Below are 21852 nucleotides of genomic sequence, written 5' to 3'. Positions count from 1 at the left end.
GAACGAAGCAGCCGGGGACGGGCTTAGCTTCCCCAGCTCACTAGGGCGTTAGCGCAACACGCCCGCCGCCACTTGCCGTCGTGCATAGAATAGCAGCGCGACGGCAATGACCGCGATGATCAGCGTGAAATATATCGAGAAAGCCCCGAACAAATCTGTCGCCTTCACCGGCGCAACGCCGAATTGAAAGATCGAGCTGACTGCCAACCCGGCCAGCGACAGAATGAAGGCTGTCACCGCATGGCGGCTGCGCATCAGCAACAGAATCGAACCGGCAAACGCACCCCAAACACCAAAGGCCCAACCGGCATTGGCCCATAGCGGAAAGCTGTCGAAATAAGCGAGTTGTTCAGGCGATAAACCCGCCAAATAACTTGCGTTATGCAGCTTTGTCATAGTGTAATCAACGACACCAAAGCTATTCCACAGCAGCGACAAAACCCCTACCATCCACAGATGTACGGGCGTTTTATTGGTAGTTGCCATATTGTTTCACTCCCCCAAATGATGATGTCAGACTATCATGCTTTACCGTTACGGCAAGCACGCCTTTCCTGATCGACCCAGCCCGTTTCGACCACAGTCGGCATCGCTTCGACCAGCGTCGTCTGCACGCAACAAATCTCGCCCAACCTCTTGGCAAAGCGTGGGCCAGCCGCGATAGGCGGGGCATGTGTGTTGTTGCGCTCGCCTGGAAGGCCCATCCCGAATGGCCGCTGATCCTGATTGGCAACCGGGATGAATTTCACGAGCGGCCAAGTGCGTCACTGGCAGCATGGGACGATGATAGCGGCATCCTTGCCGGACGCGACCTGAAAGCGGGCGGGACATGGCTGGGAGTTCAGCCAGCACAGCGGCGGATCGTCGTTGTCACTAATGTACGCGGCAGCCTGCCCGATCCCGCCAAACAATCGCGCGGCCAGTTGGTACTCGACCTGCTGCGCGGCGATGGACGCTTTGCCGATCCGGTGGCGAGCGACCTCGACCGGTTCAATGCCTTCAACCTGATCAGCATCGCCGGTGATGCGGCGGTGCTGATGACCAATCGTCCGGCACCTAATATCTCCGCGATAGAGCCCGGCCTCCATGCGTTGGCGAACGAAGCTACCGACGCGTCCTGCTCGCGCGCCGAACGGCTGAAATCCGCGTTGCGCGCAGCAATGGACCAGCCGGACTTTGCACCGGACAAAGCTATGTCACTTCTGGCAGCCGATGATGATCCCGCACTATTTCTGAACGGCGACGCCTATGGCACGCGGGCATCGACGCTGGTGGCGGTCGACAACAAAGGGCGCGGGCTGATTGTCGAGCGACGATATAAAAAAGGCGGCTGCCCCGATGGAACAACCGCCCTTCCCTTTTCCTCCGCCTGATATCGCGTCTATTTGGGCGCGAGAACCATCAGCATTTGCCGGCCTTCGGTGCGCGGGTGCGCTTCGACCTTGGCAACCTCAGATGTCAGTTCGGCGACGCGTTGCAGGACGTTGAGACCAAGCTGGGTGTGGCTCATTTCACGACCGCGAAAGCGCATGGTCATTTTGACCTTGTCGCCGACTTCCAGAAAATCGAAAACCTTGCGCATTTTCACATCGAAATCATGGTCGTCGATGTTCGGACGCATCTTGATTTCTTTGATTTCCTGGGTCTTTTGGCTCTTGCGCGCGGCGTTAGCCTTTTTCTGCGCTTCATATTTGAATTTGCCAACGTCGAGGAACTTGCACACCGGCGGGTCGGCGTTCGGAGACACTTCGACCAAATCCAACCCCACGCCTGCCGCTTGTTCTATCGCTTCGGCTGTCAGCATTACGCCCAGATTTTCGCCTTCCTCGTCGATGACTCGAACTTTGGGTGAGGCGATAAATTCATTGTAACGGGGGCCGTTCTTGGGCGGCATAGGCGCTAGCGAACGGCGAGTTGAGGGCGGGGGTATAGCGGATTCTCCTGAAATTAAGGACACATGGCGACAGGCGCCCAGAGGACGCCCTTAGAAAACCCATATAGTGACGCAAAGCTGCACGTAAAGGCCAGCCGTCGCATCATGATGTCAGTTTTCGTCGGACTGTGGTTACAATGCCACGCTTTGCGCCGGTCACCATTTGGTCGGAGCGGCATCAACGACGCGGAAACCGCCTGCCCCCACTTCGCTGACCTCTAGCGCGCGCTGGGCAATTCCGCGATTGCTGAACCGGAAAATGCCGTCAATGCCGCCAAAACCGTCCTTGGTCATCAATTGGCTCACCGGGAAATTGGTTCCCGGTTTCCAGTCGCGCGCAATTCGCACAGTCAACAGCACCGAGTCATAGCCAAGGCTCGACAATCGATAGGGCGCCTTGCCATAGCGCGAGCGATATTTGCCCGCGAGTTGTCCATAAAGCCCGTCCGACACGCTCGCGAACCACGCGCCGCGCATGACAGGGTTGCTGCCCAAGGCCGCGTCGGTGTTCCACAGTTCGGTTCCCAAAATCTGCGGTGATCCGGCACCCTTTATCACCGGAACCGCGCGAACCGCCGTGCCGCCGACATCGGCGATCAGCACCGCATCGACGCCGGGTGTATTGGCAATCCGTCGTGCCGCGCCGCTCAGCGCTGCCGCCGTGCGATCATAGCTTTCCACCGCCGCAATCGTTCCACCGGCACTGGCCACAGCCGCGCGGAACGCCGCCAGCGACCGTTCGCCATAGACATTTTTGGGGACCAGAGCGCCAAAGCTCTTATGCCCCTTGGCGCGTGCAAAGCTCACCACGCGCTCGACCGACTGGCCGGGAACAAAGCCCATGATGAAGACGCCGTTGCCCGCGACACTGCTGTCGTTCGAGAAGCTGAGCACCGGAACCTTGGCGGCGCGCGCAATCGGGGCGACCGCCGTGACATTTTCGCTCAGCAGCGGGCCGAGGATCAGCTTGTTGCCGTCGGCCACCGCCTGCCGTGCTGCGGCGGCTGCGCCAAGCGTGGTGTCATAAGTGGTGATGCGTACCCGCTCGGTCCGCGAATCGAGCAAAGCGAGCGTCACCGCATTGGCGATCGAGGTGCCGACATCGGCATTGGTGCCGGTTTGCGGAACCAGCAAGGCAACACGATGGCGATCGGTATCGGTCGGCAATCCGGGTTGAACCGTGGTTGCGGCGGGATTGTCAGGCGGCGCTTGTGTGCCCGGACCGGCGGATTTTGGCACAATCTGGCACGCCGCGAGCAGTCCGGCGAAGGTCAATGTTCCCAGCACGCGCATCATTTGTCGCCAACCCTGCGCATTGTTTTGGCGCTTGGCGGCAGTTTCTGCCATTTTCAACGCCATGCCAAATTCGCCCATCACAGATTCTCCCTTGCCCGGTCTCTATATCGTCGCCACGCCCATCGGCAACCTTGGAGACATCACCCAACGCGCCATAGCGGTGCTGGCGCGCGCCGATGTGATTGCGGCCGAGGATACTCGCGTCACCGCAAAGCTGCTTAAACATCTGGGATTGCGTGTTCCGCTGGTCCCCTATCATGACCATAGCGATGCGCGAGTTCGCGAGGGCCTGATCGACCGGATGGAGCGTGAGGTTGTCGCTTTGGTGTCGGATGCGGGAACGCCGCTGATATCCGATCCGGGGTACAAATTGGTGCGCGATGCCCGCGCGGCGGCGCGCGCCGTCACCACCCTGCCCGGCCCTTGCGCCGCGATTGCCGCGATGACGCTGGCCGGATTGCCCACCGACCGTTTTCTGTTTGCCGGCTTCCTGCCTGCCAAGGCCAAGGCGCGCGTCGATACCATCGCCGAACTGGGCGCGGTCAGAGCGACGCTGGTTTTCTATGAAAGCGGGCCGCGGTTGGGCGCGACCCTGACCGCTTTGGCTGACGGACTGGGCGAACGCGAAGCGGCGGTAGCGCGCGAGATCAGCAAGATTTACGAAGAGTGCGTCACCGGAACGCTGACCACCCTTGCCACGCGCTATGCCGATGCCCCGCCAAAGGGCGAGATCGTCATCATCATCGCCCCGCCCGGTGAGAAAACCCCCGAAGTGGCCGATGATGCCACCATCGATGCCGCGCTGACCACGGCCATGGTCGACCGTCCCGTCGCGCAGGCGGCCAAGGCTGTCGCCAAGCAATATGGTCTCGACCGCCACACCATTTACGCCCGCGCCCTCGCCCTCAAAGAGCGCCGATGACACGCGCGCGAGCCGAGGCAAGAGGACGCCGTGCCGAGCGATGGGCGGCATGGTGGCTGCGTCTGCACGGCTGGCGCATATTGGGCGAGCGGTTGCGCGTGCCGGTGGGTGAGGTTGACCTGATCGCGCGGCGCGGACGCACTTTGGCCTTTGTCGAAGTCAAATGGCGCGAGCAAGCCGCTGATCTGGACAATGCCATCGACCAATTTCGCCTGCGCCGGGTCGCGGCGGCCGCCGAAATGCTGGCCCCGCGCTATGCCAAGCCCGACGATGACTGGCGAATTGACGTGATGCTCCTTGCGCCGCGCCGCCTGCCACGCCATCTGGTCCATGTCTGGCAGCCGTGACGGCGCATGAGGAGAAGAAGACGATGACCCTGCGCGTTGCGGTACAAATGGACCCGATGGACGGTATCAATATCGCCGGAGACAGTAGTTTTGCACTGATGCTGGGCGCACAGGCGCGCGGCTATTCGATTTTCCATTATGATGTCCGCGACCTGACGTGGGAGACTGGCAAGCTGACCACGCCCGCGCATCCGGTGCATGACCTGAAACGCGAAGCGGGCGCATATTATCGTTTTGGCGAGCGCGTCACCCTCGACCTCGCAACCGATGTTGATGTCGTGATGATGCGGCAGGACCCACCCTTTGATCTGGGTTATCTGACGGGCACCTGGTTGCTCGAGCGGCTGAAGGGACAGACGCTGGTGGTCAACGACCCCGCATCGGTGCGTGACGCGCCCGAAAAGGTGTTCGTGCTCGACTTCCCGCAATATATGCCGCCAACGATGGTCACGCGCAGTCTGGATGCGGTGAAGGATTTTCAGGCGCGCCACGGTGCGGTGGTCATCAAGCCGTTGCACGGCAATGGCGGCAAGGCGGTGTTCAAGATCGACGCCGACGGCAGTAATCTGGGCGCGCTGGTCGAGCTATTCGGCCAAGTTTGGCCCGAACCCTTCATGGTCCAGCAGTTCCTGCCGAGCGTCAGTGCAGGCGACAAGCGTATCGTGCTGATCGACGGCGAAGTCGCTGGCGCGATCAACCGCAAACCCGGCGAAGGCGAATTCCGCTCTAACCTCGCCGTCGGTGGCTATGCCGAGGCAACCGAACTGACACCGCGCGAGAGCGAAATCTGCGCCGCGCTGGGGCCGGCACTCAAAGAACGCGGACTGATCTTTGTCGGCATCGACGTCATCGGCGGCGAATGGCTGACCGAAATCAACGTCACCTCGCCGACCGGCATCGTCGCCATCGATAAATTCAACGGCACCGATACGGTCGGGATGATCTGGGACGCCATCGAACGGCGGATGAGATAACTTAGCCCCTCCCTTCAGGAGTGGGGTTTTGTATCGCGCCCTCGCACAAGGCCCAACGCGCAATCGCTTTACGGCGCAGCCTTGCCGGGACCGGTTTGCCCGCCAGCTATTTTCCAGCCGCCATTGTGTTCGACCATCCCGACCGTCATCCAGCCATCAAACCCAAATTCCTTGCTGCCGCTGGCGTCAAGCATAGCAAAATCGAAATGGGCCGAAACTAGAGCGGCGGTTGCCGACATAGGTGCGACCTGTACGTGATCGATGGTCATGGACGATTTGCCACCACCAGCCGCCAATTGCTTTAGCGATGCCGCAGCCTCTGCACCTTTGGTATATTGGACGGCACCGCGTTCGATCCAATGAAATCCCGGTCCATCGTCATAAAAGGACGCTGCCTTGGCAATGTCACCGTCATTGATGGCCGCGACATAGGACTCAAAGGCGGATTTTGCAGCAGCGGCACTATCGACCTTTGGCGTGCTACAAGCGGCCAATCCAAAACAGACCATGCTCAACAAGATAATTCGCATATTTCTTCCCCTCACCTCACTCCGCCCGCGGATGCGCGGTGCGGTAAATGTCGAGTAGATGGGCGGCATCGACTGCCGTATAGACTTGCGTCGAGGCGAGGCTCGCATGACCGAGCAATTCCTGCAAACTGCGCAAATCGGCGCCGCCCGCCAGCAAATGGGTCGCGAAACTGTGGCGCAGTGCGTGCGGGGTCGTGCGCTCTGGCAGCCCGAGTGCGCGGCGGGCAGAACGAACGCTGGCTCGCACCACGCCGGGGGCCAGCGGGCCGCCGCGCGCGCCGCGAAACAGCGGCTCGGCATCGGCCAACGGATAGGGGCAGGCTTCGACATAGCGCGCCACCGCTTTGGCGACGGCGGGCAGGATGGGAACGATGCGCGTCTTGCCGCGCTTGCCGGTGACACGTAGCGTCTCCCCTAGTGGTGACACTTCGCCCGTCAGCCCCAGCGCCTCACCAATGCGCAATCCTGCGCCATAGAGCAGCAACAGCAGCGCAAAATCGCGTGCACCGACCCAAGATTGCCGCGCCTGATCCTCGACATCCTGCGCCAGTGCCAGTGCCTCTTGCGGCGCGATAGGTCGCGGCAGACCTTTTTTGACCCGCGGCCCGCGCAATTGCGGCAGCGTCGCATCGGGGCCACCCACAAAGCGCAGAAAACCGCGCAGCGCCGATAATTCGCGCGCCGCCGAAGCATTGCCCAACCCCTCGCTGCGGCGCGTGGCGAGGAAGGCGCGTAGATCATTGGCGCTCAACCCCGCCAACATCGCCGCATCAACCGCGCCGCCATGGTGGTGCGACAGGAAATCGCAAAACCGCTCGGCGGTCGCCAGATAGGCGCGGCGCGTATGCTCTGACCGGCGCTTTTCATGCGTCAGTTGGGCATCCCAGTCGCGGATTAGATCTTGCGGCAAATCCACTCCTCAAAAGCGTTCGTGGCAAGAAGCAGGTTAGTGCGTTTTGACTACATCGGAAAGGATGGAGTCGAGCAGCAGGATGCCGGTATCGGTAACGCACAACCGGTCGCCCGCCTGCGCCATCAGCCCCTGCCCCGCCAGCCGCGCCACCGCCGCAGCATCCAGAAACGCCGCGCGTGACAGCCCGCTACGCGCTTCGACCCGCGTCAGGTCAATGCCCTCGGCGAGCCGTAGGCCCATCAACATTGCCTCTGTAGCGCGTTCGTGCGCGGGCAGGTCAGCCTCGACCTTCAGGCCATGGCCGTTGCGCTCGACCGCATTCATCCAATTCTCGGGCTTTTTGTGGCGCTCGGTTGCCTGGGCCAAGCGTCGCCCATGCGCGCCCGGGCCTATCCCCGCATAATCACCATAGCGCCAATAGGTCAGATTATGCCGGCTTTCCTGCCCTGTCGCGGCATGGTTCGACACCTCATAGGCGGGAAGTCCGGCGGCGGAGGCCTGCGCCCGCGTCGCCTCGAAAAGATCGGCGGCGGCATCGCCATCGGGGATGACCAGATCGCCCCGCGCCGCGAGCGTCGCGAAACGGGTGCCTGGTTCGATGGTGAGTTGATAGAGCGAAAGATGGTCGGTGCCGAAGGTCAGCGCCTGCGCTAGCTCCGCCTCCCAAGCGGCCAGCGTCTGACCGGGGCGCGCATAAATAAGGTCGAAACTGACGCGCGCAAAATGCGATTGCGCGGTCGTAATCGCCCGCCGCGCCTCGTCGCCGCTATGCGCGCGGCCAAGAAATTCAAGCGCTTGGGGGTCAAGGCTTTGAACCCCTATCGAAACACGATTGACGCCAGCACTTGCGAGCGCGGCGAAATTGGCGACCTCGACCGAATTGGGGTTGGCCTCCAGCGTAATCTCGCAATCGCTGGTCAGTCCCCATAAATGGTCGGCCTCTGCAATCAGCGCCGCGACGGTCGCGGGTAGCATCAGGCTGGGCGTGCCACCCCCAAAGAAGATCGAGCCGACGCGCCGGTCGGTCAGCAAAGCCGCCTCATGCGCCATATCAGTCAGCAAGGCCTCGCGCCACGCCGCCTGATCGACTCTTTCGCGGACATGGCTGTTGAAATCGCAATAGGGGCATTTCGACACGCAAAACGGCCAATGGATATATAGGGCGAGAGGTTCAGCCATGTGCCATCCAACTATCTGTCATGCTGAACTTGTTTCAGCATCCATGGCCCGACGCCGATTCCTCAGGCCATGGACCCTGAAACAAGTTCAGGGTGACGTGAAAATTGAGTTCAGATTTCGTCAAAACACGCCCGCCACCAGTTTGGCAAACGCATCGGCGCGATGGCTGATCGCATGTTTATCTTCTGGATCAATTTCCGCAAAAGTCAGCGACTTGCCCGCCGGAACGAATACCGGATCATAACCGAAACCCCAGGCCCCGCGCGGTGGCCAGGTCAAGCTGCCTTGCACTCGACCTTCAAAAACTTCGGCATGGCCATCGGGCCATGCGAGCGCGAGGGTGCAGACGAAATGGGCGCTGCGGTCGACGTTTGGCCCTTGTTCGGCGAGTAATCCCTCGACCTTGCCCATCGCCAAATACCAGTCGCGGCCAGGCTCGCCCTCGAACGTCTGACGTTCGGCCCAATCGGCGGTATAGACGCCGGGACGACCATTCAGCGCGTCAACGCAAAGCCCGCTATCGTCGGCGAGCGCGGGAAGGCCCGAGGCCGAAGCGCTCGCATGTGCTTTGAGCAGTGCGTTTTCGACAAAGGTTGTGCCCGTCTCTTCCGGTTCGGCCAGTCCCAGATCGCCCGCCGATACCGGATCGATACCGAACGGTTCGAGCAGCGCCCGAATCTCGCGCACCTTGCCCGCATTATGGCTGGCGATCACCAACTTGCCGGGGGCGAGTTTGCGGGTCACCTTACCGCCCCACAGCCTTATCCTGCGCCGCGAAAATCTCTCCGCAGCCGATACGGGCGAGACGTAGCAGGCGGAGAAGGCCTTCTTCGTCATAGGTCGCGCCTTCGGCGCTCGCCTGTACTTCGACCATGCGGCCCGCGCCGGTCAGGACGAAATTGGCGTCGGCCTCGGCGTTTGAATCCTCGTCATAATCGAGATCGAGCACCGGATTGCCCATGAAAATGCCACACGAAATCGCGCCAACCTTGTCCTCGATCGGATCTTCGGTAATCAGCTTGTCGGCCAGCAATTTATCGACCGCGAGGCGCAATGCGACCCATGCGCCCGAAATGGAGGCGGTGCGCGTGCCGCCATCGGCCTGAATCACGTCGCAATCGAGCACGATCTGGCGCTCGCCGAGTTTTTTCATGTCGACCACGGCGCGCAAGCTGCGCCCGATAAGCCGCTGAATTTCCTGCGTCCGTCCCGATTGCTTGCCGCGCGCCGCCTCGCGGTTGCCGCGCGTATGGGTGGCGCGGGGCAGCATCCCATATTCGGCCGTCACCCAGCCCGCGCCCTTGCCGCGCATCCAGCCGGGGACTTTTTCATCGACGCTGGCGGTGACCAGCACCTTGGTATTGCCAAAGCTGACCAGCACCGATCCCTCGGCGTGGATAGTAAAGCCGGTTTCGATGGTGATGGAACGCATTTGGTCGGGCGCGCGGCCGGATGGGCGCATAGGGGACTCTCCTTGAAAATGATGGTGCGCGCTTAGCGGGCGGGCGCACAATAGGCCACCCCTTCCGCGCTTGCCCAGCGTCGTGCGAGCCCCTACCTTCATGCCATGACGAGCGCCCCCATCAGCGAAATGACGACGCGCGCGCGCGATGTGTTCCGGCTCGTCGTCGATGCCTATCTCGACACCGGACAGCCGGTGGGATCGCGCACCCTGTCGAAATTTTCGCCGCTCAACCTGTCGCCCGCCTCGATCCGCAATGTGATGCAGGACCTGGAAGAGATGGGCCTGCTCGCCAGTCCGCACACCAGTGCCGGACGCCTGCCCACCGAACAAGGGCTGCGGCTGTTTGTCGACGGGATGATGCAGGTCGCGGAACCATCGGCAGATGACCGCGCCCAGATCGAGGCGAGTCTCCACGAGGCCGGACCGATTGAAACGGCGCTGTCACAGGCAACGGCGGCTTTGTCGGGCCTGTCGGCCTGCGCCGGGCTGGTGCTGGTGCCCAAGTATGAGCGCGTGCTCAAACAACTCGCCTTTGTGCCGCTGTCGCCCGAACAGGCGTTGGTCGTGCTGGTCGCCAGCGACGGCGCGGTCGAAAATCGCGTTATCGCTATTCCGGCTGGGCTCAACCCGTCAGCGCTGATCGAAGCGGGCAATTATATTAGCGCCACATTGTCGGGGCTGACGCTGGGTGAAGCGATGGCACGGGTCCGCCACGAAATAGAGGCCGAACGCATCGCCATCGACCGTGCGGCACAGGATCTGGTCAGCCGTGGACTAGCCATCTGGTCATCCGATGGTTCCGACCGTCCCGTCCTCATCGTGCGCGGGCAAGCGAATTTGCTGGACGATAGCGCGGTTGGCGACCTCGACCGGGTACGTCAGTTGCTCGACGAACTCGAATCCAAACAGGATATCGCCGGGCTGCTCGACAGCGCGCGTGAGGGCAGCGCGACACGCATTTTTATCGGGTCAGAGAATAAACTCTTTTCGCTTTCGGGCTCGTCCGTGATAGCGGCGCCCTATCACGGCAGCGACGGGCGGATGGTCGGCGTGGTGGGCGTAATTGGTCCGACACGCTTGAACTATGCCCGCATCGTTCCCATGGTTGATTTCACCGCACAATCGCTCTCCAAACTGATACGATAGGCATATGACAAACATTCCAGACAATGACACGCCGGATCAGGACGAACTGGCCCCCGAAACCCAGGCAGCCGAAGGCGCAGACGCCCCCACGGTGGACAATGAGGTCGCAAAGCTGAACGAACAGCTGGCCACAGTGCAGCAGGACCTGCTCTATGCGCGCGCCGACACGCAAAACGTCCGTCGCCGCGCCGAGAAAGAGGTCGCCGACGCCCACGCCTATGCCGCGACCAAATTTGCCCGCGATATTTTGTCGGTCGCCGACAATCTGGGCCGCGCGCTGGCCGCGCTGTCCGATGAACAACGCGCCGATGATCTCATCAAACCGCTGATTACCGGGCTGGAAGCCACCGAACGCGAACTGCTGAGCATTTTCGAACGCCACGGGATCACCCGCATCGCCGCCATCGGCCTGCCGCTCGACCCCAACCAGCATCAGGCGATGGTCGAAATCCCCAGCGACAAGGAAGCCGGCACAATCGTGCAGGAAATGCAGGCCGGTTATATGATGAAAGATCGCCTGCTGCGTCCCGCGATGGTGGGCGTAGCGAAGGCGGCAGGGTAGGTCATCAACCATAAAAATTTGCATGTGTCCCCGCGAAGGCGGGGACTCATCTTCTGATGGCTGAATTTCGAAACAGCAGATGATGGACTCCCGCCTTCGCGGGAGCACCCTAGATAGATTGGCTTCGGAAAGGCGTCACGCCGCCTTGCGGATTTTCGCCAGCTTCTTCAGCACCATATCGCGCTTCAACCGCGACAGATGGTCGATGAAGAGAATGCCTTCCAGATGGTCATGTTCGTGCTGGATGCACGTCGCCATCATGCCGGTCATGCGTTCCTGATGCGGGGTGCCCTCGGCGTCCTGCCAGTCGACGGTAACTTCGGCGGGACGGGTGACTTCGGCATATTGTTCGGGGACCGACAGGCAGCCTTCGGAATAGACGCTATGCTCTTCGCTCTCGTCCGAAAAGATCGGGTTGATGAACACGCGGGGTTCGCGGATCACCTTTTCGCCCGTTTCATCGTCGGGATCGGGTTCCTGCAGGTCGATGACCAGCAAGCGCAGCGGCTGCCCCACCTGAATCGCCGCCAGCCCGATGCCGGGGGCTTCGTACATCGTCTCGAACATATCGGCGATCAGCTGTTTCAGCGTGTCGTCGAACGTCTCAACCGGCTTCGAAATCACGCGCAACCGCGGGTCGGGGGTCTCTATGATGGGTAACAGGGCCATGAGGCTCAGGTATGGATGGAGCGGCGTTGGGTCAAGGGGGCGAAAAAGAGTGGCGCCATAGAAATCGTCATTGCGAGGAGCGAAGCGACGCGGCAATCTCTAGCTAGCGGAATTGATGGACGATGGCTGGAGATTGCTTCGCTTCGTTCGCAATGACGGATTCGGGATTTGCCATCTCAGACTCCTACCCCACCGGCCTCCGCGCCCTGAGCGCCTGCGCCAGCGTCCCCTCATCCAGATAGTCCAGTTCGCCCCCCACCGGCAGGCCATGCGCCAACTGGGTCAGCCGCACTGGCAAGTCCTCCAGCCGTTCCGCCAGATAATGCGCGGTTGTTTGCCCTTCCAGCGTGGCATTCATCGCCAGCACGACCTCGTCGATGCCGCCCGCCGTGACGCGCGCGACGAGGGCGTCGATGCTGAGGTCTTGGGGGCGGATGCCTTCCAGCGCCGACAATCGGCCGCCAAGCACATGATATTTGCCGGGGAACAGCCGCGACCGGTCGAGCGCCCAGAGGTCGGACACATCCTCGACCACACACAGACTGCGCTGATCGCGGCGCGGGTCGGAACAGATGCCGCAGGGATCGACGGTGTCGACGTTGCCGCACAATCCGCACGTCACCAGCCGCTCCGCCACCGCCCCCATCGCGGCGAGCAACGGGGTAAAGGCCGTTTCGCGCTTTTTGATGAGATGCAGCACCGCGCGCCGCGCCGATCGCGGACCAAGGCCGGGGAGCCGCGCCAGTTGCTGCACCAATGCTTCGATGTCTTGCGATGCCATGGCTTATGGTCTTAAGCGGCGCGAAGGAAATGACAATGCGCATCATCTTTATGGGAACGCCGCCCTTTGCTGTGCCGACGCTCGCCGCGCTGGCGGCGGCGGGGCATGATGTGTGTGCGGTGTACACCCAACCGCCCCGCCCCGCGCATCGGGGCAAGAAGATGCAGCAGAGCGCGGTGCATGACTGGGCTGAGTCGCACGGGCTGATTGTCCGCACCCCCAAAAGCCTCAAAAACCCTGAAGCGCAGGCGGACTTTGCCGCACTGAACGCCGATGTGGCGGTGGTCGCCGCTTATGGGCTGATCCTGCCTCAGGCGGTGCTTGAAGCGCCGGCACAAGGTTGCCTCAACGTCCATGGTTCGATTCTGCCGCGCTGGCGCGGGGCGGCTCCGGTGCAGCGCGCGATTTTGGCAGGCGATGCCGAAACCGGTGTCACGATCATGCAGATGGATGCCGGACTCGACACCGGCGACATGCGGCTGATCGGCCGGACACCGATAGCGGGGAAAACAGCGGGCGATCTGACCGACGAACTGGCAACGCTGGGCGCAGGGTTGATGGTCGAGGCGCTGGGCGACCTCAACGCCTATCCGCGTCAGACGCAGGATGATAACGGCGCGATCTATGCGCCCAAAATCGACAAGAGCGAGGCGCGAATCGATTTCCTGCTGAGCGCGGTGCAGGTCGAACGGCAGGTGCGTGCCTTTAACCCGATACCGGGAGCCTTTTTCGAGCTAGACGGCGAGCGGTATAAGGTGCTGGCGTGCGATGTCGCCCATCCCGCCGATACGGTCGCGGGGGCGGCCCCGGGCGTCACGCTGGACGATGCCCTCACCATCGCCTGCAACCCCGGCGCGGTGCGCGTGACCCGCATCCAGCGCGCCGGAAAGCCCGCGATGGACGCTGCCGACCTGCTGCGCGGACACGCCATCGCAAAGGGAACGCGGCTGGCATGACGCGTTTTGCCCTCACCATCGAATTTGACGGTCGCCCCTATATGGGCTGGCAACGCCAGCCACATGGGCCAAGCGTGCAACAGACCATTGAGGAAGCCATCAATCGCTTTACCGGCGAAGATGTCACGGTGCTCAGCGCCGGACGCACCGATGCCGGCGTCCACGCCATCGCGATGCGCGCGCATGTCGACATTGCGAAACCGATGACGCCGTTCAAACTGACCGAGGCGCTTAACGCGCGGCTGCGCCCTGCCCCGATTTCGGTGTTGGCGGCAGAGGTTGTCCCCGATGACTGGCACGCGCGCTTCACCTGCATCGGGCGGGCGTATGAATATCGCATCGTCAACCGCCGCGCGCCGCTCACCTGGGACAAGGGACTGTCGTGGCAGATCTCCAAATCGCTCGACGCCGATGCGATGCATGATGCCGCCCAAATTCTGGTCGGTCAGCATGACTTCAACACCTTTCGTTCGGCGCATTGCCAATCGAAAAGCCCGGTCAAAACGCTCGACAAGCTATCTGTCAGCCGTCACGGCGATGAGCTGATTATCGAGGCCGCAGCGCGCAGTTTCCTGCATCATCAGGTGCGGTCGATGGTCGGCTGTTTGTCCTATGTCGGGCGCGGCAAATGGACCGCGGCGGATTTGCGCGCCGCGCTGAAAGCCGCCGACCGCAACGCACTCGGTCTTAACGCCCCGCCCGACGGGCTTTATTTCGTTGGGGCAACCTATCCCTGAATCAAAAAGGGCGGCCCTTTTGGAACCGCCCTCTTTTGCATATCGTTGGTGAACTTAGGTCACTTTTTCCACATAATAGAGCGGCGCATGTTCGTTGAGGATTTCTAGAATCTTGGCCTGCGCCGTTTTCTCGTCACTTTCTTCCATCGCGCCCAGTTCGCGGGCAAGGCGGCTGGAGGCGGCTTCAAAGATCTGGCGTTCCGAATAGCTCTGCTCGGGCTGATCATCGGCGCGGAACAGGTCGCGGGTCACTTCAGCAATCGAGACCAGGTCGCCCGAATTGATCTTGGCTTCATATTCCTGTGCACGGCGCGACCACATGGTGCGCTTGACCTTCGGCTTGGTGGTCAGGACCTGCAGCGCTTCTTTCAGCGTCTTGTCCGACGACAGCTTGCGCATCCCGACGCCTTCGGCCTTGTTGGTCGGCACACGAAGGGTCATTTTTTCTTTTTCAAAACGCAGCACATAAAGTTCCAGCTGCATCCCTGCGATTTCGGACTTTTGCAGCTCAATTACACGGCCAACGCCATGCTTGGGATAGACAACATAATCACCGACTTCGAACAAAAGCGTATTCGCAGACATGCAAAATCCTTTCTGATCACTTGCCATCGGGCGGATAAGCGCAACAACTCAATGACTGCCGACCCGATGGGCCGGATCACATCAGCATTGGTCGGCACATGCCTGTCACAGTGGCAAGGAATTGGGCTCCATTGGAACGCGGGCAGCAGGTCTTTGCCGGATGGCCAAAGGTAACAAACTGTCTGCGCGTTGATAAGATTATAACAGAGTCGCAACAAAAATGCCACCCCGCACGCAAACGCGTGGGTTGGCCGGTTGACGGACACGTCAAGTCCCTCCACGCTGACGCAATAATCCAGATGTGGGCCAGATGAAAGGGCGTGTGATGCAAGATCAATGTTGGTGGATTACAGGCGCGTCATCGGGAATTGGCGCCGCTCTGGCGCGCGCGCTTTCCGCTCGCGGTGCCAAACTGATTCTATCGGGGCGCAATGTTGCGGCGCTGGAGGCCGTAGCCGCCGATTGCGCGACCGACACGCTGATCCTGCCATTTGAAGCCACCGACTATGCCGCCATCCCTACGCTGGTCGAAAAAGCCTGGGGCTGGCAGGGACGCATCGACGGGCTGGTCAACAATGCCGGTATCTCGCAGCGCAGCCTCGCGGTCGACACCGACTTTGCCGTCTATCAGCAAATTATCGCGGTCGACCTGCTCGCGCCCATCGCGCTCACCCAAGCGCTGTTGCCCAAGATGATCGAAGCGGGCGGGGGGCAGATTATCGCGATTTCCAGCGTCGCGGGTATTGCCGGAATACCGCTGCGCAGCGCCTATTGCGCCGCCAAACATGGCATCATCGGTTATCATGACAGCGTGCGCGCCGAAAATGAGCATTTGGGGCTGAAAGTCCTGGTCGTCGAGCCGGGTTCCATCAAAACCAACGTCAGCCGCAATGCGCTCAATGCCGATGGCAGCGTGCGCGGGACAAGCGACGCCGCAATCGACAATGGCCTGTCACCCGACTTCGCCGCCGCCGAAATGCTGGCAGCGGTGGACGCCGGTACGCGCGAACTGGTTATCGCCGCAGATATGGAAGCGGGCATCGCATCGCTGCGCCGCAGCGACCCCGATGCGCTGTTCGACCGGATGAGCGCGATGGTTCAAGCGGGCTATGCCGCGCAGATGAAGGCGGGTCGCGACGGCTGAATTGACAGGAACGCAGCAAAAAGCCCCGCCGGATCGCTCCGACGGGGCTTTTTTTGGTTTGTACGGAGTGCCTAGACGGCGCCGTGGGCCAGAGCTGCGAGGAGCAAGAGCGCCACGATATTGGTGATCTTGATCATCGGGTTTACCGCCGGGCCAGCGGTATCCTTGTACGGATCGCCCACTGTGTCGCCGGTCACCGCGGCTTTATGGGCTTCGCTGCCCTTGCCGCCATGGTTGCCGTCTTCGATATATTTCTTGGCATTGTCCCATGCGCCGCCGCCCGATGTCATCGAGATGGCAACGAACAGGCCGCCAACGATCACACCCAAGAGCAAAGCGCCCAGTGCGGCAAAAGCCGACGCCTGATCGGCCACCCAATAGATGACGTAATAGACCGCAATCGGCGTCAGTACCGGTAGCAGCGACGGAATGATCATTTCCTTGATTGCCGCCTTGGTAACGAGGTCGACGGTGCGCGCATAGTTTGGCTTGCTCTTATAGGTCATGATTCCCGGATCATTGGCGAACTGGTCGCGAACATCCTTGACCACTTCGCCCGCCGCACGGCCCACAGCGGTCATGCCCATCGCACCAAAGAGATACGGGAGCAGCGCGCCAAGCAACAGCCCGACAATCACATACGGATTTTCGAGGCTGAAGTTGACCGTCAGGTCGGGGAAGAATTCCCGTAGATCGCTGGTATAAGCTGCGAACAGCACCAGCGCCGCCAGACCTGCCGAACCAATGGCATAGCCCTTGGTGACAGCCTTGGTCGTGTTGCCCACCGCGTCGAGCGCGTCGGTCTTTTCCCGAACGCTATCGTCGAGGCCCGCCATTTCGGCGATACCACCGGCATTGTCGGTGACGGGGCCATAGGCATCAAGCGCAACGACCATCCCGGCGAGTGCCAGCATCGCGGTCGCCGCAAAAGCAATCCCGATCAGGCCCGCCAGCTGATAGGCGATGATGATACCGGCGCAGATTACCAGCGTCGGCAGGGCCGTCGATTCAAGGCTGATCGCCAGACCCTGAATGACGTTGGTGCCGTGGCCCGTTTCCGAAGCCTTGGCGATGCTACGCACCGGACGATAGTTGGTGCCGGTGTAATATTCGGTGATCCAGATGATCAAGCCGGTGATGGCCAGACCCAGGAACGAGCAATAGAAAAGCGTCATTCCAGAGAAAGCTTTCTCGGTGCCAAGCACCGTATAGCTCATCATCGTTCCCATATCACCGATGGTATATTGGATTGCGAAGTAGATGGCGAAAACCGAGCTGATCGCGGTGACAAGAAAGCCCTTGTACATCGCGCCCATGATGTTGGTGCCACCGCCCAAACGAACGAAATAGGTCCCCAAGATAGAGGTGAGCACACAGACGCCGCCAATCATCAGCGGCAGGCTCATCATCGGGACCAGATTAACGGCACCCTTCATCAACAAGGCGATCAACACCATCGTCGCACCAACGGTGACGACATAGGTTTCGAACAAGTCGGCGGCCATACCGGCGCAATCGCCGACATTGTCGCCGACATTATCGGCAATCACGGCGGGGTTGCGTGGGTCATCCTCTGGGATGCCCGCTTCGACCTTGCCGACCAGATCGGCGCCGACGTCAGCAGCTTTGGTAAAGATACCGCCGCCCAGACGCGCAAAGATCGAGATGAGCGAGGCGCCAAAGGCCAGCGCGACGAGCGCATCAACCACGGTGCGGTCGTCGCCGCCAACCGTGTAGCCGCCGGGGCCGGTAAGATACCAAAAGAAGCCAGAGATCGCGAGCAGGGCCAGACCAGCGACCAGCATACCGGTGATCGCACCGGCGCGGAACGCCATGGTCAGTCCGGCCTGCAGCCCGGTCTGCGCCGCCGCCGCGGTGCGGACGTTCGCCTTGACCGAAATGTTCATGCCGACAAAGCCTGCGACGCCCGACAGGACGGCACCGAGCACAAAGCCGGTGGCCGAAATCGTGCCTAGAAACAGCGCCACAAGAATGGCGACGACGACGCCGACGATCGCAATGGTGCGATATTGGCGGCCGAGATAGGCCTTGGCGCCTTCTTGAATAGCTGCTGCAATTTCCTGCATTTTGTCGTTACCAGCCGAGGCGCTGAGCACCTGACGTGAGGTAACGAAACCGTAGAGCACGGCAATTAGGCCGCACGCTATCGCGATCATAACCGGATTCATGTATGGATTCCTTCCCCTTGGACGGGGCGGATTCAGGCCCGAAATTTTGCGCGTCCGACTTGCTGCCGGATCGCCGTCTCCCTGACGCGACCGCCCCAAAATGTGCCGCGCTTATGGAAAGAAAGAAGACGAAGGGCAAGACCGGTTTTTCGAAGCGTGATGAACGCTAGTGCGTAAAGCCCAGCCAATCGGGCATCGCGACCGCATTGCCGCAATGGGTTAGCGCCAGTCCTGCCCCCTCACCGACCGACCCGATCAAGCTCACCGCCACACCCAGCCGTTCTCCGATTTCGCGGATATCGGCTTCCGCACTCGCGGCAGCGGCAAAAAATAATTGATAGTCGTCGCCCGCTGTTGCGGCGGCCATGCGGGTTGCCAGTTCGTCGCGCTGCACGGTCAACGTCGCTTGCGACAGCGGAATAGCCTCCATCGCCATATCGAACTGGCATCGGCTGGCGACCGCCATACGCTCCGCATCGATCAGCAAGCCGTCGGACACATCCATCATCGCATGGACATGGCCCGCCACGGCCTGACCAAAGGCCAGCTGTGGTTGCGGTCTAGCATAGGCGGCGCAATGCGATTCCAACCCGTTGGCCCCGTCGCGCCGTGTCGCCAGCCCGATTCCGGCATCGCCGATGCTGCCGGTGACCCATAGCTGATCGCCCGGCTTTGCTCCGTCACGGCTGGGTGCGCCATCAATGGGCGCGCGGCCAATGGCAGTCAGGCCAAAGCATCGCGGCGCATTGGTGGGCAGTCGCACCGTATCACCACCGAGTAGCGCGACATCGAAATGACGCAGCGCCGCGCCCAGCCCCTCGACGAAGCCCGCATCCCATTCCGGTTCACCCGACAGGCCATATCCCATGAGCACACCCAGCGGCACAGCGCCCTTTGCGGCCAAGTCGGACAGGTTCACCGCCACCAGCTTCCACGCGACATCAGCGGGGGTGTCGTCGGCAAGATAGTGGACGCCCTCAACGATCATGTCATGCGTCAGCACCAGATCGTCCAGAACCGCGGTGTCATCCAAAAGGCCGCGCGCGGCAGGATGGGTGGCAAGAGCGCGAAGGCGAGCGATAAAGTCAGCTTCGCCCGCGCCCGTCATTTGTCGCTCCGCGCATCCTTGCCAATGGCGTCGAGCAATCCGTTGGTAAAACCGGCTTCGCGTGCGTCGAAAAAGGCTTTGGCGACATCGACATATTCGCTGACCACCGCGCCGACCGGCACATCGTGGCGCGCGATCAGTTCATAGCATCCGGCGCGCAAAATCGCCTTCATCGTCCGGTCGAGCCGCTCCATCGTCCAGCCGCTTGCCAGCCGCGCGATGATGGCAGCGTCAATTTCGGCGGCGCGCGCCGTGACGCCTTCGACAATATCGTCGAAAAAGGCGATGTCGGCGTCGGCATATTCGGCGTCTTCGATGATCGCGCCGATGCGATGCTGATGAAATTCGTGCAGCAGCTTGGCGAGCGCGGTGCCCTCCATCTCTTGCTGATAAAGCGCCTGCACGGCGGCGAGCCGGGCGGCGGAGCGGGATTGGGCGCGTTTGTTCATATCTTTGTTTTCACTTTAACCGCTGACTGACCGAAAGCGCGTGCGCGGGCAAGCCCTCTACGCCCGCCAGCGCAACGGCGGCGGGTCCGATGGCCCCTAGCGCGGCTTGGTCGAGCGCAAGGAAGCTGGTGCGTTTCATAAAGTCGGTCACCGACAATCCGCTCGAAAAACGGGCGCGGCGACCGGTCGGTAAGACGTGGTTCGGACCGGCAACATAATCGCCAATCGCTTCGGGGGTGTGGCGACCGAGGAAGACCGAGCCCGCATGGCGCACCTTCGCGAACAGCGCATCGGCCTTGGCGGCGTCGACCGCCAGTTCCAGATGCTCGGGCGCCAGCCGGTCACATAGCGGGATGGCGTCAGCCAATGTCTCGACAAGGATGATCGCACCATTGGCGGACCAACTTGCCGCCATGGTGTCGGCGGTGGAAAGCGTCGGGATGATCGCATCTACCGCAGCCGCGACCGCGTCGGCGAAATCCAGATCGTCACTGAACAGGATCGACTGACTGGTCGGGTCATGCTCGGCCTGACTGAGCAGGTCGGCGGCGATGATGCGCGGGTCGTTGGCACTATCCGCGACGACGACAATCTCGCTCGGTCCAGCCACCATGTCGATACCGACGACGCCATAAAGCTGGCGTTTGGCCTCTGCGACCCAAGCATTGCCGGGGCCTGTGATGACATCGACGGGCGAAATGCGGTCGGTGCCATAGGCGAGCGCGGCAATGGCCTGCGCCCCGCCAATGCGCCAAATCTCATCAATCCCGACCAGCGCCGCAGCGGCCAGCACCAGCGGATTGATTGCACCTTTGGGCGTCGGCGTCACCATGACGAGGCGTTCAACGCCCGCCACCTGCGCCGGAATAGCGTTCATCAGCAGCGATGAGGGATAGGCGGCGCGGCCACCAGGGACATAGAGACCGGCGGCATCGACCGCATTCCAGCGGCTCCCTAGCCGTGCACCGCTGGAGTCGATGCTTTCGCTATCCTGCGGACGCTGACGCTCGTGGAAGGTGCGAATGCGGGTTGCCGCCAGCTCCAGCGCGGCGCGCACATCGGGGTCGAGGGCCTCCAAAGCGGCAGTGCAATCGGCGGGATCGATCCGCCAGCCCTCTGCATCAAGGTCAAATCCGTCAAAACGCTGGGTTAGTTCGGCAACCGCCACGTCGCCACGCGCCCGCACATCGGCCAGCATCGCCGCGACATCGCGCGACACATCGCCATCGCTTTCACGCCTTGCCCCGACAAGTGCGTCAAAGGCTGGCCCGAAATCGGGCGCGCGGGAATCAAGCCGCAGCATGACCCGTGCCATTCGGATTCTGACCCACCGCCAGACGGAACTGCTCGACCAGTGCGGGCACCTCGGCCGAACGCAATTTGAACGCCGCGCGGTTGACGATCAGCCGCGCCGAAACCTGACTCAGCACCATCTGCTCTTCCAACGCATTTTCGACCAGCGTCCGCCCAGATGACACCAAATCTACGATATGCGAGGCAAGCCCCAGCTTTGGCGCTATTTCCATCGCGCCATTCAGCTTGATGCACTCGGCCTGAATTCCCTGCCCCTCAAACCAACGGCGGGTGGTGCCGGGATATTTGGTTGCGACGCGAATATGGCTGTCGCGCACGCCCGGTAAAGTGCTGCCTGCTGGCCCAGCCAGCGACAGACGACATGCGCCAATGCCAAGGTCCACCGGCGCATAAAGCTCGCTATAGGCGAATTCGTCGATGACGTCAGACCCGACAATCCCCAATTGTGCCGCGCCATGCGCCACAAAAGTCGCGACATCGAATGCGCGGACACGGATCAGCGAGATATGTGGGTGGTTGGTCCCGAAAATCAGCGCCCGACTGGACGAATCGAAAAAATCGGCGGCAGGCTCGATGCCGACTTTCGCCAGCAGCGGCAGCGCCTCGTCGAGGATCCGTCCCTTGGGGATGGCAAAGATGATGGGTTCAGGCAT

Annotated in this window: 25 protein-coding genes; 9 read left to right on the top strand and 16 right to left on the bottom strand. The window is 61.5% G+C overall.

Translation table 11 applies throughout. From position 1 onward, the window contains the following. Nucleotides 1–48: 48 nt before the first annotated feature. The gene (locus ACR3XE_RS06280; RefSeq protein ID WP_473698466.1) at nt 49–486 is read right to left on the bottom strand and encodes a hypothetical protein; all 438 of its coding nucleotides are present in this window, start codon (nt 484–486) and stop codon (nt 49–51) included. Nucleotides 487–671: 185 nt separating this feature from the next. On the opposite strand from ACR3XE_RS06280, the gene ACR3XE_RS06275 reads away from it, so the two are divergent. Then, nucleotides 672–1373, top strand: coding sequence for an NRDE family protein (locus tag ACR3XE_RS06275; protein ID WP_473698467.1), 702 nt, complete (start codon nt 672–674; stop codon nt 1371–1373). An 8-nt stretch (nt 1374–1381) separates the two neighbouring features. On the opposite strand, the gene infC is transcribed toward ACR3XE_RS06275, so the two are convergent. Next, nucleotides 1382–1894 (bottom strand): translation initiation factor IF-3, encoded by a 513-nt coding sequence (gene infC / locus ACR3XE_RS06270; protein WP_473698468.1) that lies wholly within the window; start codon nt 1892–1894, stop codon nt 1382–1384. 195 nt (nt 1895–2089) lie between these two features. Next, nucleotides 2090–3229 (bottom strand): penicillin-binding protein activator, encoded by a 1140-nt coding sequence (locus ACR3XE_RS06265; protein ID WP_473700352.1) that lies wholly within the window; start codon nt 3227–3229, stop codon nt 2090–2092. Between the two features lie 61 nt (nt 3230–3290). On the opposite strand from ACR3XE_RS06265, the gene rsmI reads away from it, so the two are divergent. The 3 genes from rsmI to gshB are packed head-to-tail and all read left to right on the top strand — an operon-like array spanning nt 3291 to nt 5472. Further along, nucleotides 3291–4151 (top strand): 16S rRNA (cytidine(1402)-2'-O)-methyltransferase, encoded by an 861-nt coding sequence (gene rsmI / locus ACR3XE_RS06260; RefSeq protein WP_486185986.1) that lies wholly within the window; start codon nt 3291–3293, stop codon nt 4149–4151. Next, the gene (locus ACR3XE_RS06255) at nt 4148–4498 is read left to right on the top strand and encodes a YraN family protein (protein WP_473698470.1); all 351 of its coding nucleotides are present in this window, start codon (nt 4148–4150) and stop codon (nt 4496–4498) included. Before rsmI ends, ACR3XE_RS06255 begins: the two co-directional genes overlap by 4 nt. Before the next feature lie 23 nt (nt 4499–4521). Next, nucleotides 4522–5472 (top strand): glutathione synthase, encoded by a 951-nt coding sequence (gene gshB / locus ACR3XE_RS06250; protein ID WP_473698471.1) that lies wholly within the window; start codon nt 4522–4524, stop codon nt 5470–5472. Between the two features lie 68 nt (nt 5473–5540). Here gshB and ACR3XE_RS06245 read toward each other — a convergent pair whose 3' ends face one another. The 5 genes from ACR3XE_RS06245 to rph form a co-directional block, all read right to left on the bottom strand. After that, complete coding sequence (locus tag ACR3XE_RS06245; RefSeq protein WP_473698472.1) at nt 5541–6002, bottom strand: YybH family protein; 462 nt, start codon at nt 6000–6002, stop codon at nt 5541–5543. Between the two features lie 16 nt (nt 6003–6018). Further along, on the bottom strand, nt 6019–6912 hold the full coding sequence (locus ACR3XE_RS06240) for a tyrosine recombinase XerC (RefSeq protein ID WP_473698473.1): 894 nt from the start codon (nt 6910–6912) through the stop codon (nt 6019–6021). A gap of 36 nt (nt 6913–6948) precedes the next feature. Then, nucleotides 6949–8094, bottom strand: coding sequence for a radical SAM family heme chaperone HemW (hemW, locus tag ACR3XE_RS06235; protein ID WP_473698474.1), 1146 nt, complete (start codon nt 8092–8094; stop codon nt 6949–6951). A 120-nt stretch (nt 8095–8214) separates the two neighbouring features. Beyond that, nucleotides 8215–8838, bottom strand: coding sequence for an RdgB/HAM1 family non-canonical purine NTP pyrophosphatase (rdgB, locus tag ACR3XE_RS06230; protein WP_473698475.1), 624 nt, complete (start codon nt 8836–8838; stop codon nt 8215–8217). A 1-nt stretch (nt 8839) separates the two neighbouring features. After that, complete coding sequence (rph, locus tag ACR3XE_RS06225; RefSeq protein WP_473698476.1) at nt 8840–9556, bottom strand: ribonuclease PH; 717 nt, start codon at nt 9554–9556, stop codon at nt 8840–8842. A 105-nt stretch (nt 9557–9661) separates the two neighbouring features. On the opposite strand from rph, the gene hrcA reads away from it, so the two are divergent. Both hrcA and grpE read left to right on the top strand, forming a co-directional pair. Beyond that, nucleotides 9662–10705, top strand: a complete 1044-nt coding sequence (hrcA, locus tag ACR3XE_RS06220) for a heat-inducible transcriptional repressor HrcA (protein ID WP_473698477.1) — start codon at nt 9662–9664, stop codon at nt 10703–10705. 4 nt (nt 10706–10709) lie between these two features. After that, entirely contained in the window at nt 10710–11267 is a 558-nt protein-coding gene (gene grpE / locus ACR3XE_RS06215) for a nucleotide exchange factor GrpE (protein WP_473698478.1), read from the top strand. A gap of 135 nt (nt 11268–11402) precedes the next feature. Here the strand turns inward: grpE and def are convergent, their stop codons facing one another. Both def and recR read right to left on the bottom strand, forming a co-directional pair. Continuing rightward, on the bottom strand, nt 11403–11936 hold the full coding sequence (def, locus tag ACR3XE_RS06210) for a peptide deformylase (RefSeq protein ID WP_473698479.1): 534 nt from the start codon (nt 11934–11936) through the stop codon (nt 11403–11405). Between the two features lie 184 nt (nt 11937–12120). Continuing rightward, the gene (gene recR, locus ACR3XE_RS06205; RefSeq protein WP_473698480.1) at nt 12121–12717 is read right to left on the bottom strand and encodes a recombination mediator RecR; all 597 of its coding nucleotides are present in this window, start codon (nt 12715–12717) and stop codon (nt 12121–12123) included. 35 nt (nt 12718–12752) lie between these two features. Between recR and fmt the strand changes: the two genes are divergently transcribed. Together fmt and truA are read left to right on the top strand one after the other, a co-directional pair. Beyond that, a complete protein-coding gene (gene fmt / locus ACR3XE_RS06200) occupies nt 12753–13673 on the top strand; it encodes a methionyl-tRNA formyltransferase (RefSeq protein WP_473698481.1) in 921 nt (306 codons plus the stop codon). Then, complete coding sequence (gene truA, locus ACR3XE_RS06195) at nt 13670–14410, top strand: tRNA pseudouridine(38-40) synthase TruA (RefSeq protein WP_473698482.1); 741 nt, start codon at nt 13670–13672, stop codon at nt 14408–14410. The genes fmt and truA overlap by 4 nt, the downstream gene beginning before the upstream one ends. A 54-nt stretch (nt 14411–14464) precedes the next feature. Here the strand turns inward: truA and ACR3XE_RS06190 are convergent, their stop codons facing one another. After that, nucleotides 14465–14995 carry a CarD family transcriptional regulator gene (locus ACR3XE_RS06190; protein ID WP_473698483.1) on the bottom strand — a complete coding sequence of 177 codons (531 nt, stop codon included), beginning with the start codon at nt 14993–14995 and terminating at the stop codon, nt 14465–14467. A 325-nt stretch (nt 14996–15320) separates the two neighbouring features. On the opposite strand from ACR3XE_RS06190, the gene ACR3XE_RS06185 reads away from it, so the two are divergent. Then, a complete protein-coding gene (locus tag ACR3XE_RS06185; RefSeq protein WP_473698484.1) occupies nt 15321–16139 on the top strand; it encodes an SDR family NAD(P)-dependent oxidoreductase in 819 nt (272 codons plus the stop codon). Between the two features lie 71 nt (nt 16140–16210). Here the strand turns inward: ACR3XE_RS06185 and ACR3XE_RS06180 are convergent, their stop codons facing one another. The 5 genes from ACR3XE_RS06180 to hisG form a co-directional block, all read right to left on the bottom strand. Next, nucleotides 16211–18328 (bottom strand): sodium-translocating pyrophosphatase, encoded by a 2118-nt coding sequence (locus ACR3XE_RS06180; RefSeq protein ID WP_473698485.1) that lies wholly within the window; start codon nt 18326–18328, stop codon nt 16211–16213. 166 nt (nt 18329–18494) lie between these two features. Continuing rightward, nucleotides 18495–19436: a thiamine-phosphate kinase gene (gene thiL / locus ACR3XE_RS06175; protein WP_473698486.1), complete on the bottom strand. Its 942-nt coding sequence runs from the start codon at nt 19434–19436 to the stop codon at nt 18495–18497. Continuing rightward, nucleotides 19433–19885, bottom strand: coding sequence for a transcription antitermination factor NusB (nusB, locus tag ACR3XE_RS06170; protein WP_473698487.1), 453 nt, complete (start codon nt 19883–19885; stop codon nt 19433–19435). The genes thiL and nusB overlap by 4 nt, the downstream gene beginning before the upstream one ends. Nucleotides 19886–19895: 10 nt before the next feature. Next, nucleotides 19896–21188, bottom strand: coding sequence for a histidinol dehydrogenase (gene hisD, locus ACR3XE_RS06165; RefSeq protein WP_473698488.1), 1293 nt, complete (start codon nt 21186–21188; stop codon nt 19896–19898). Then, a complete protein-coding gene (gene hisG / locus ACR3XE_RS06160; RefSeq protein ID WP_486185985.1) occupies nt 21175–21852 on the bottom strand; it encodes an ATP phosphoribosyltransferase in 678 nt (225 codons plus the stop codon). The genes hisD and hisG overlap by 14 nt, the downstream gene beginning before the upstream one ends.

It is taken from the genome of Sphingopyxis sp. 10G20-10, assembly GCF_057365075.1.
Note: the sequence above shows the minus strand (reverse complement) of the source record. Positions and strands in the feature narration are given on the sequence as shown.

Coding starts and splice junctions, on each gene's coding strand:
- ACR3XE_RS06280 (WP_473698466.1), bottom strand. CDS start 486: ATGGCAACTACCAATAAAACGCCCGTACATCTGTGGATGGTAGGGGTT.
- ACR3XE_RS06275 (WP_473698467.1), top strand. CDS start 672: ATGTGTGTTGTTGCGCTCGCCTGGAAGGCCCATCCCGAATGGCCGCTG.
- infC (WP_473698468.1), bottom strand. CDS start 1,894: ATGCCGCCCAAGAACGGCCCCCGTTACAATGAATTTATCGCCTCACCC.
- ACR3XE_RS06265 (WP_473700352.1), bottom strand. CDS start 3,229: ATGATGCGCGTGCTGGGAACATTGACCTTCGCCGGACTGCTCGCGGCG.
- rsmI (WP_486185986.1), top strand. CDS start 3,291: ATGCCAAATTCGCCCATCACAGATTCTCCCTTGCCCGGTCTCTATATC.
- ACR3XE_RS06255 (WP_473698470.1), top strand. CDS start 4,148: ATGACACGCGCGCGAGCCGAGGCAAGAGGACGCCGTGCCGAGCGATGG.
- gshB (WP_473698471.1), top strand. CDS start 4,522: ATGACCCTGCGCGTTGCGGTACAAATGGACCCGATGGACGGTATCAAT.
- ACR3XE_RS06245 (WP_473698472.1), bottom strand. CDS start 6,002: ATGCGAATTATCTTGTTGAGCATGGTCTGTTTTGGATTGGCCGCTTGT.
- hemW (WP_473698474.1), bottom strand. CDS start 8,094: ATGGCTGAACCTCTCGCCCTATATATCCATTGGCCGTTTTGCGTGTCG.
- rph (WP_473698476.1), bottom strand. CDS start 9,556: ATGCGCCCATCCGGCCGCGCGCCCGACCAAATGCGTTCCATCACCATC.
- hrcA (WP_473698477.1), top strand. CDS start 9,662: ATGACGAGCGCCCCCATCAGCGAAATGACGACGCGCGCGCGCGATGTG.
- grpE (WP_473698478.1), top strand. CDS start 10,710: ATGACAAACATTCCAGACAATGACACGCCGGATCAGGACGAACTGGCC.
- def (WP_473698479.1), bottom strand. CDS start 11,936: ATGGCCCTGTTACCCATCATAGAGACCCCCGACCCGCGGTTGCGCGTG.
- recR (WP_473698480.1), bottom strand. CDS start 12,717: ATGGCATCGCAAGACATCGAAGCATTGGTGCAGCAACTGGCGCGGCTC.
- fmt (WP_473698481.1), top strand. CDS start 12,753: ATGCGCATCATCTTTATGGGAACGCCGCCCTTTGCTGTGCCGACGCTC.
- truA (WP_473698482.1), top strand. CDS start 13,670: ATGACGCGTTTTGCCCTCACCATCGAATTTGACGGTCGCCCCTATATG.
- ACR3XE_RS06190 (WP_473698483.1), bottom strand. CDS start 14,995: ATGTCTGCGAATACGCTTTTGTTCGAAGTCGGTGATTATGTTGTCTAT.
- ACR3XE_RS06185 (WP_473698484.1), top strand. CDS start 15,321: ATGCAAGATCAATGTTGGTGGATTACAGGCGCGTCATCGGGAATTGGC.
- ACR3XE_RS06180 (WP_473698485.1), bottom strand. CDS start 18,328: ATGAATCCGGTTATGATCGCGATAGCGTGCGGCCTAATTGCCGTGCTC.
- thiL (WP_473698486.1), bottom strand. CDS start 19,436: ATGACGGGCGCGGGCGAAGCTGACTTTATCGCTCGCCTTCGCGCTCTT.
- nusB (WP_473698487.1), bottom strand. CDS start 19,885: ATGAACAAACGCGCCCAATCCCGCTCCGCCGCCCGGCTCGCCGCCGTG.
- hisD (WP_473698488.1), bottom strand. CDS start 21,188: ATGCTGCGGCTTGATTCCCGCGCGCCCGATTTCGGGCCAGCCTTTGAC.
- hisG (WP_486185985.1), bottom strand. CDS start 21,852: ATGCCTGAACCCATCATCTTTGCCATCCCCAAGGGACGGATCCTCGAC.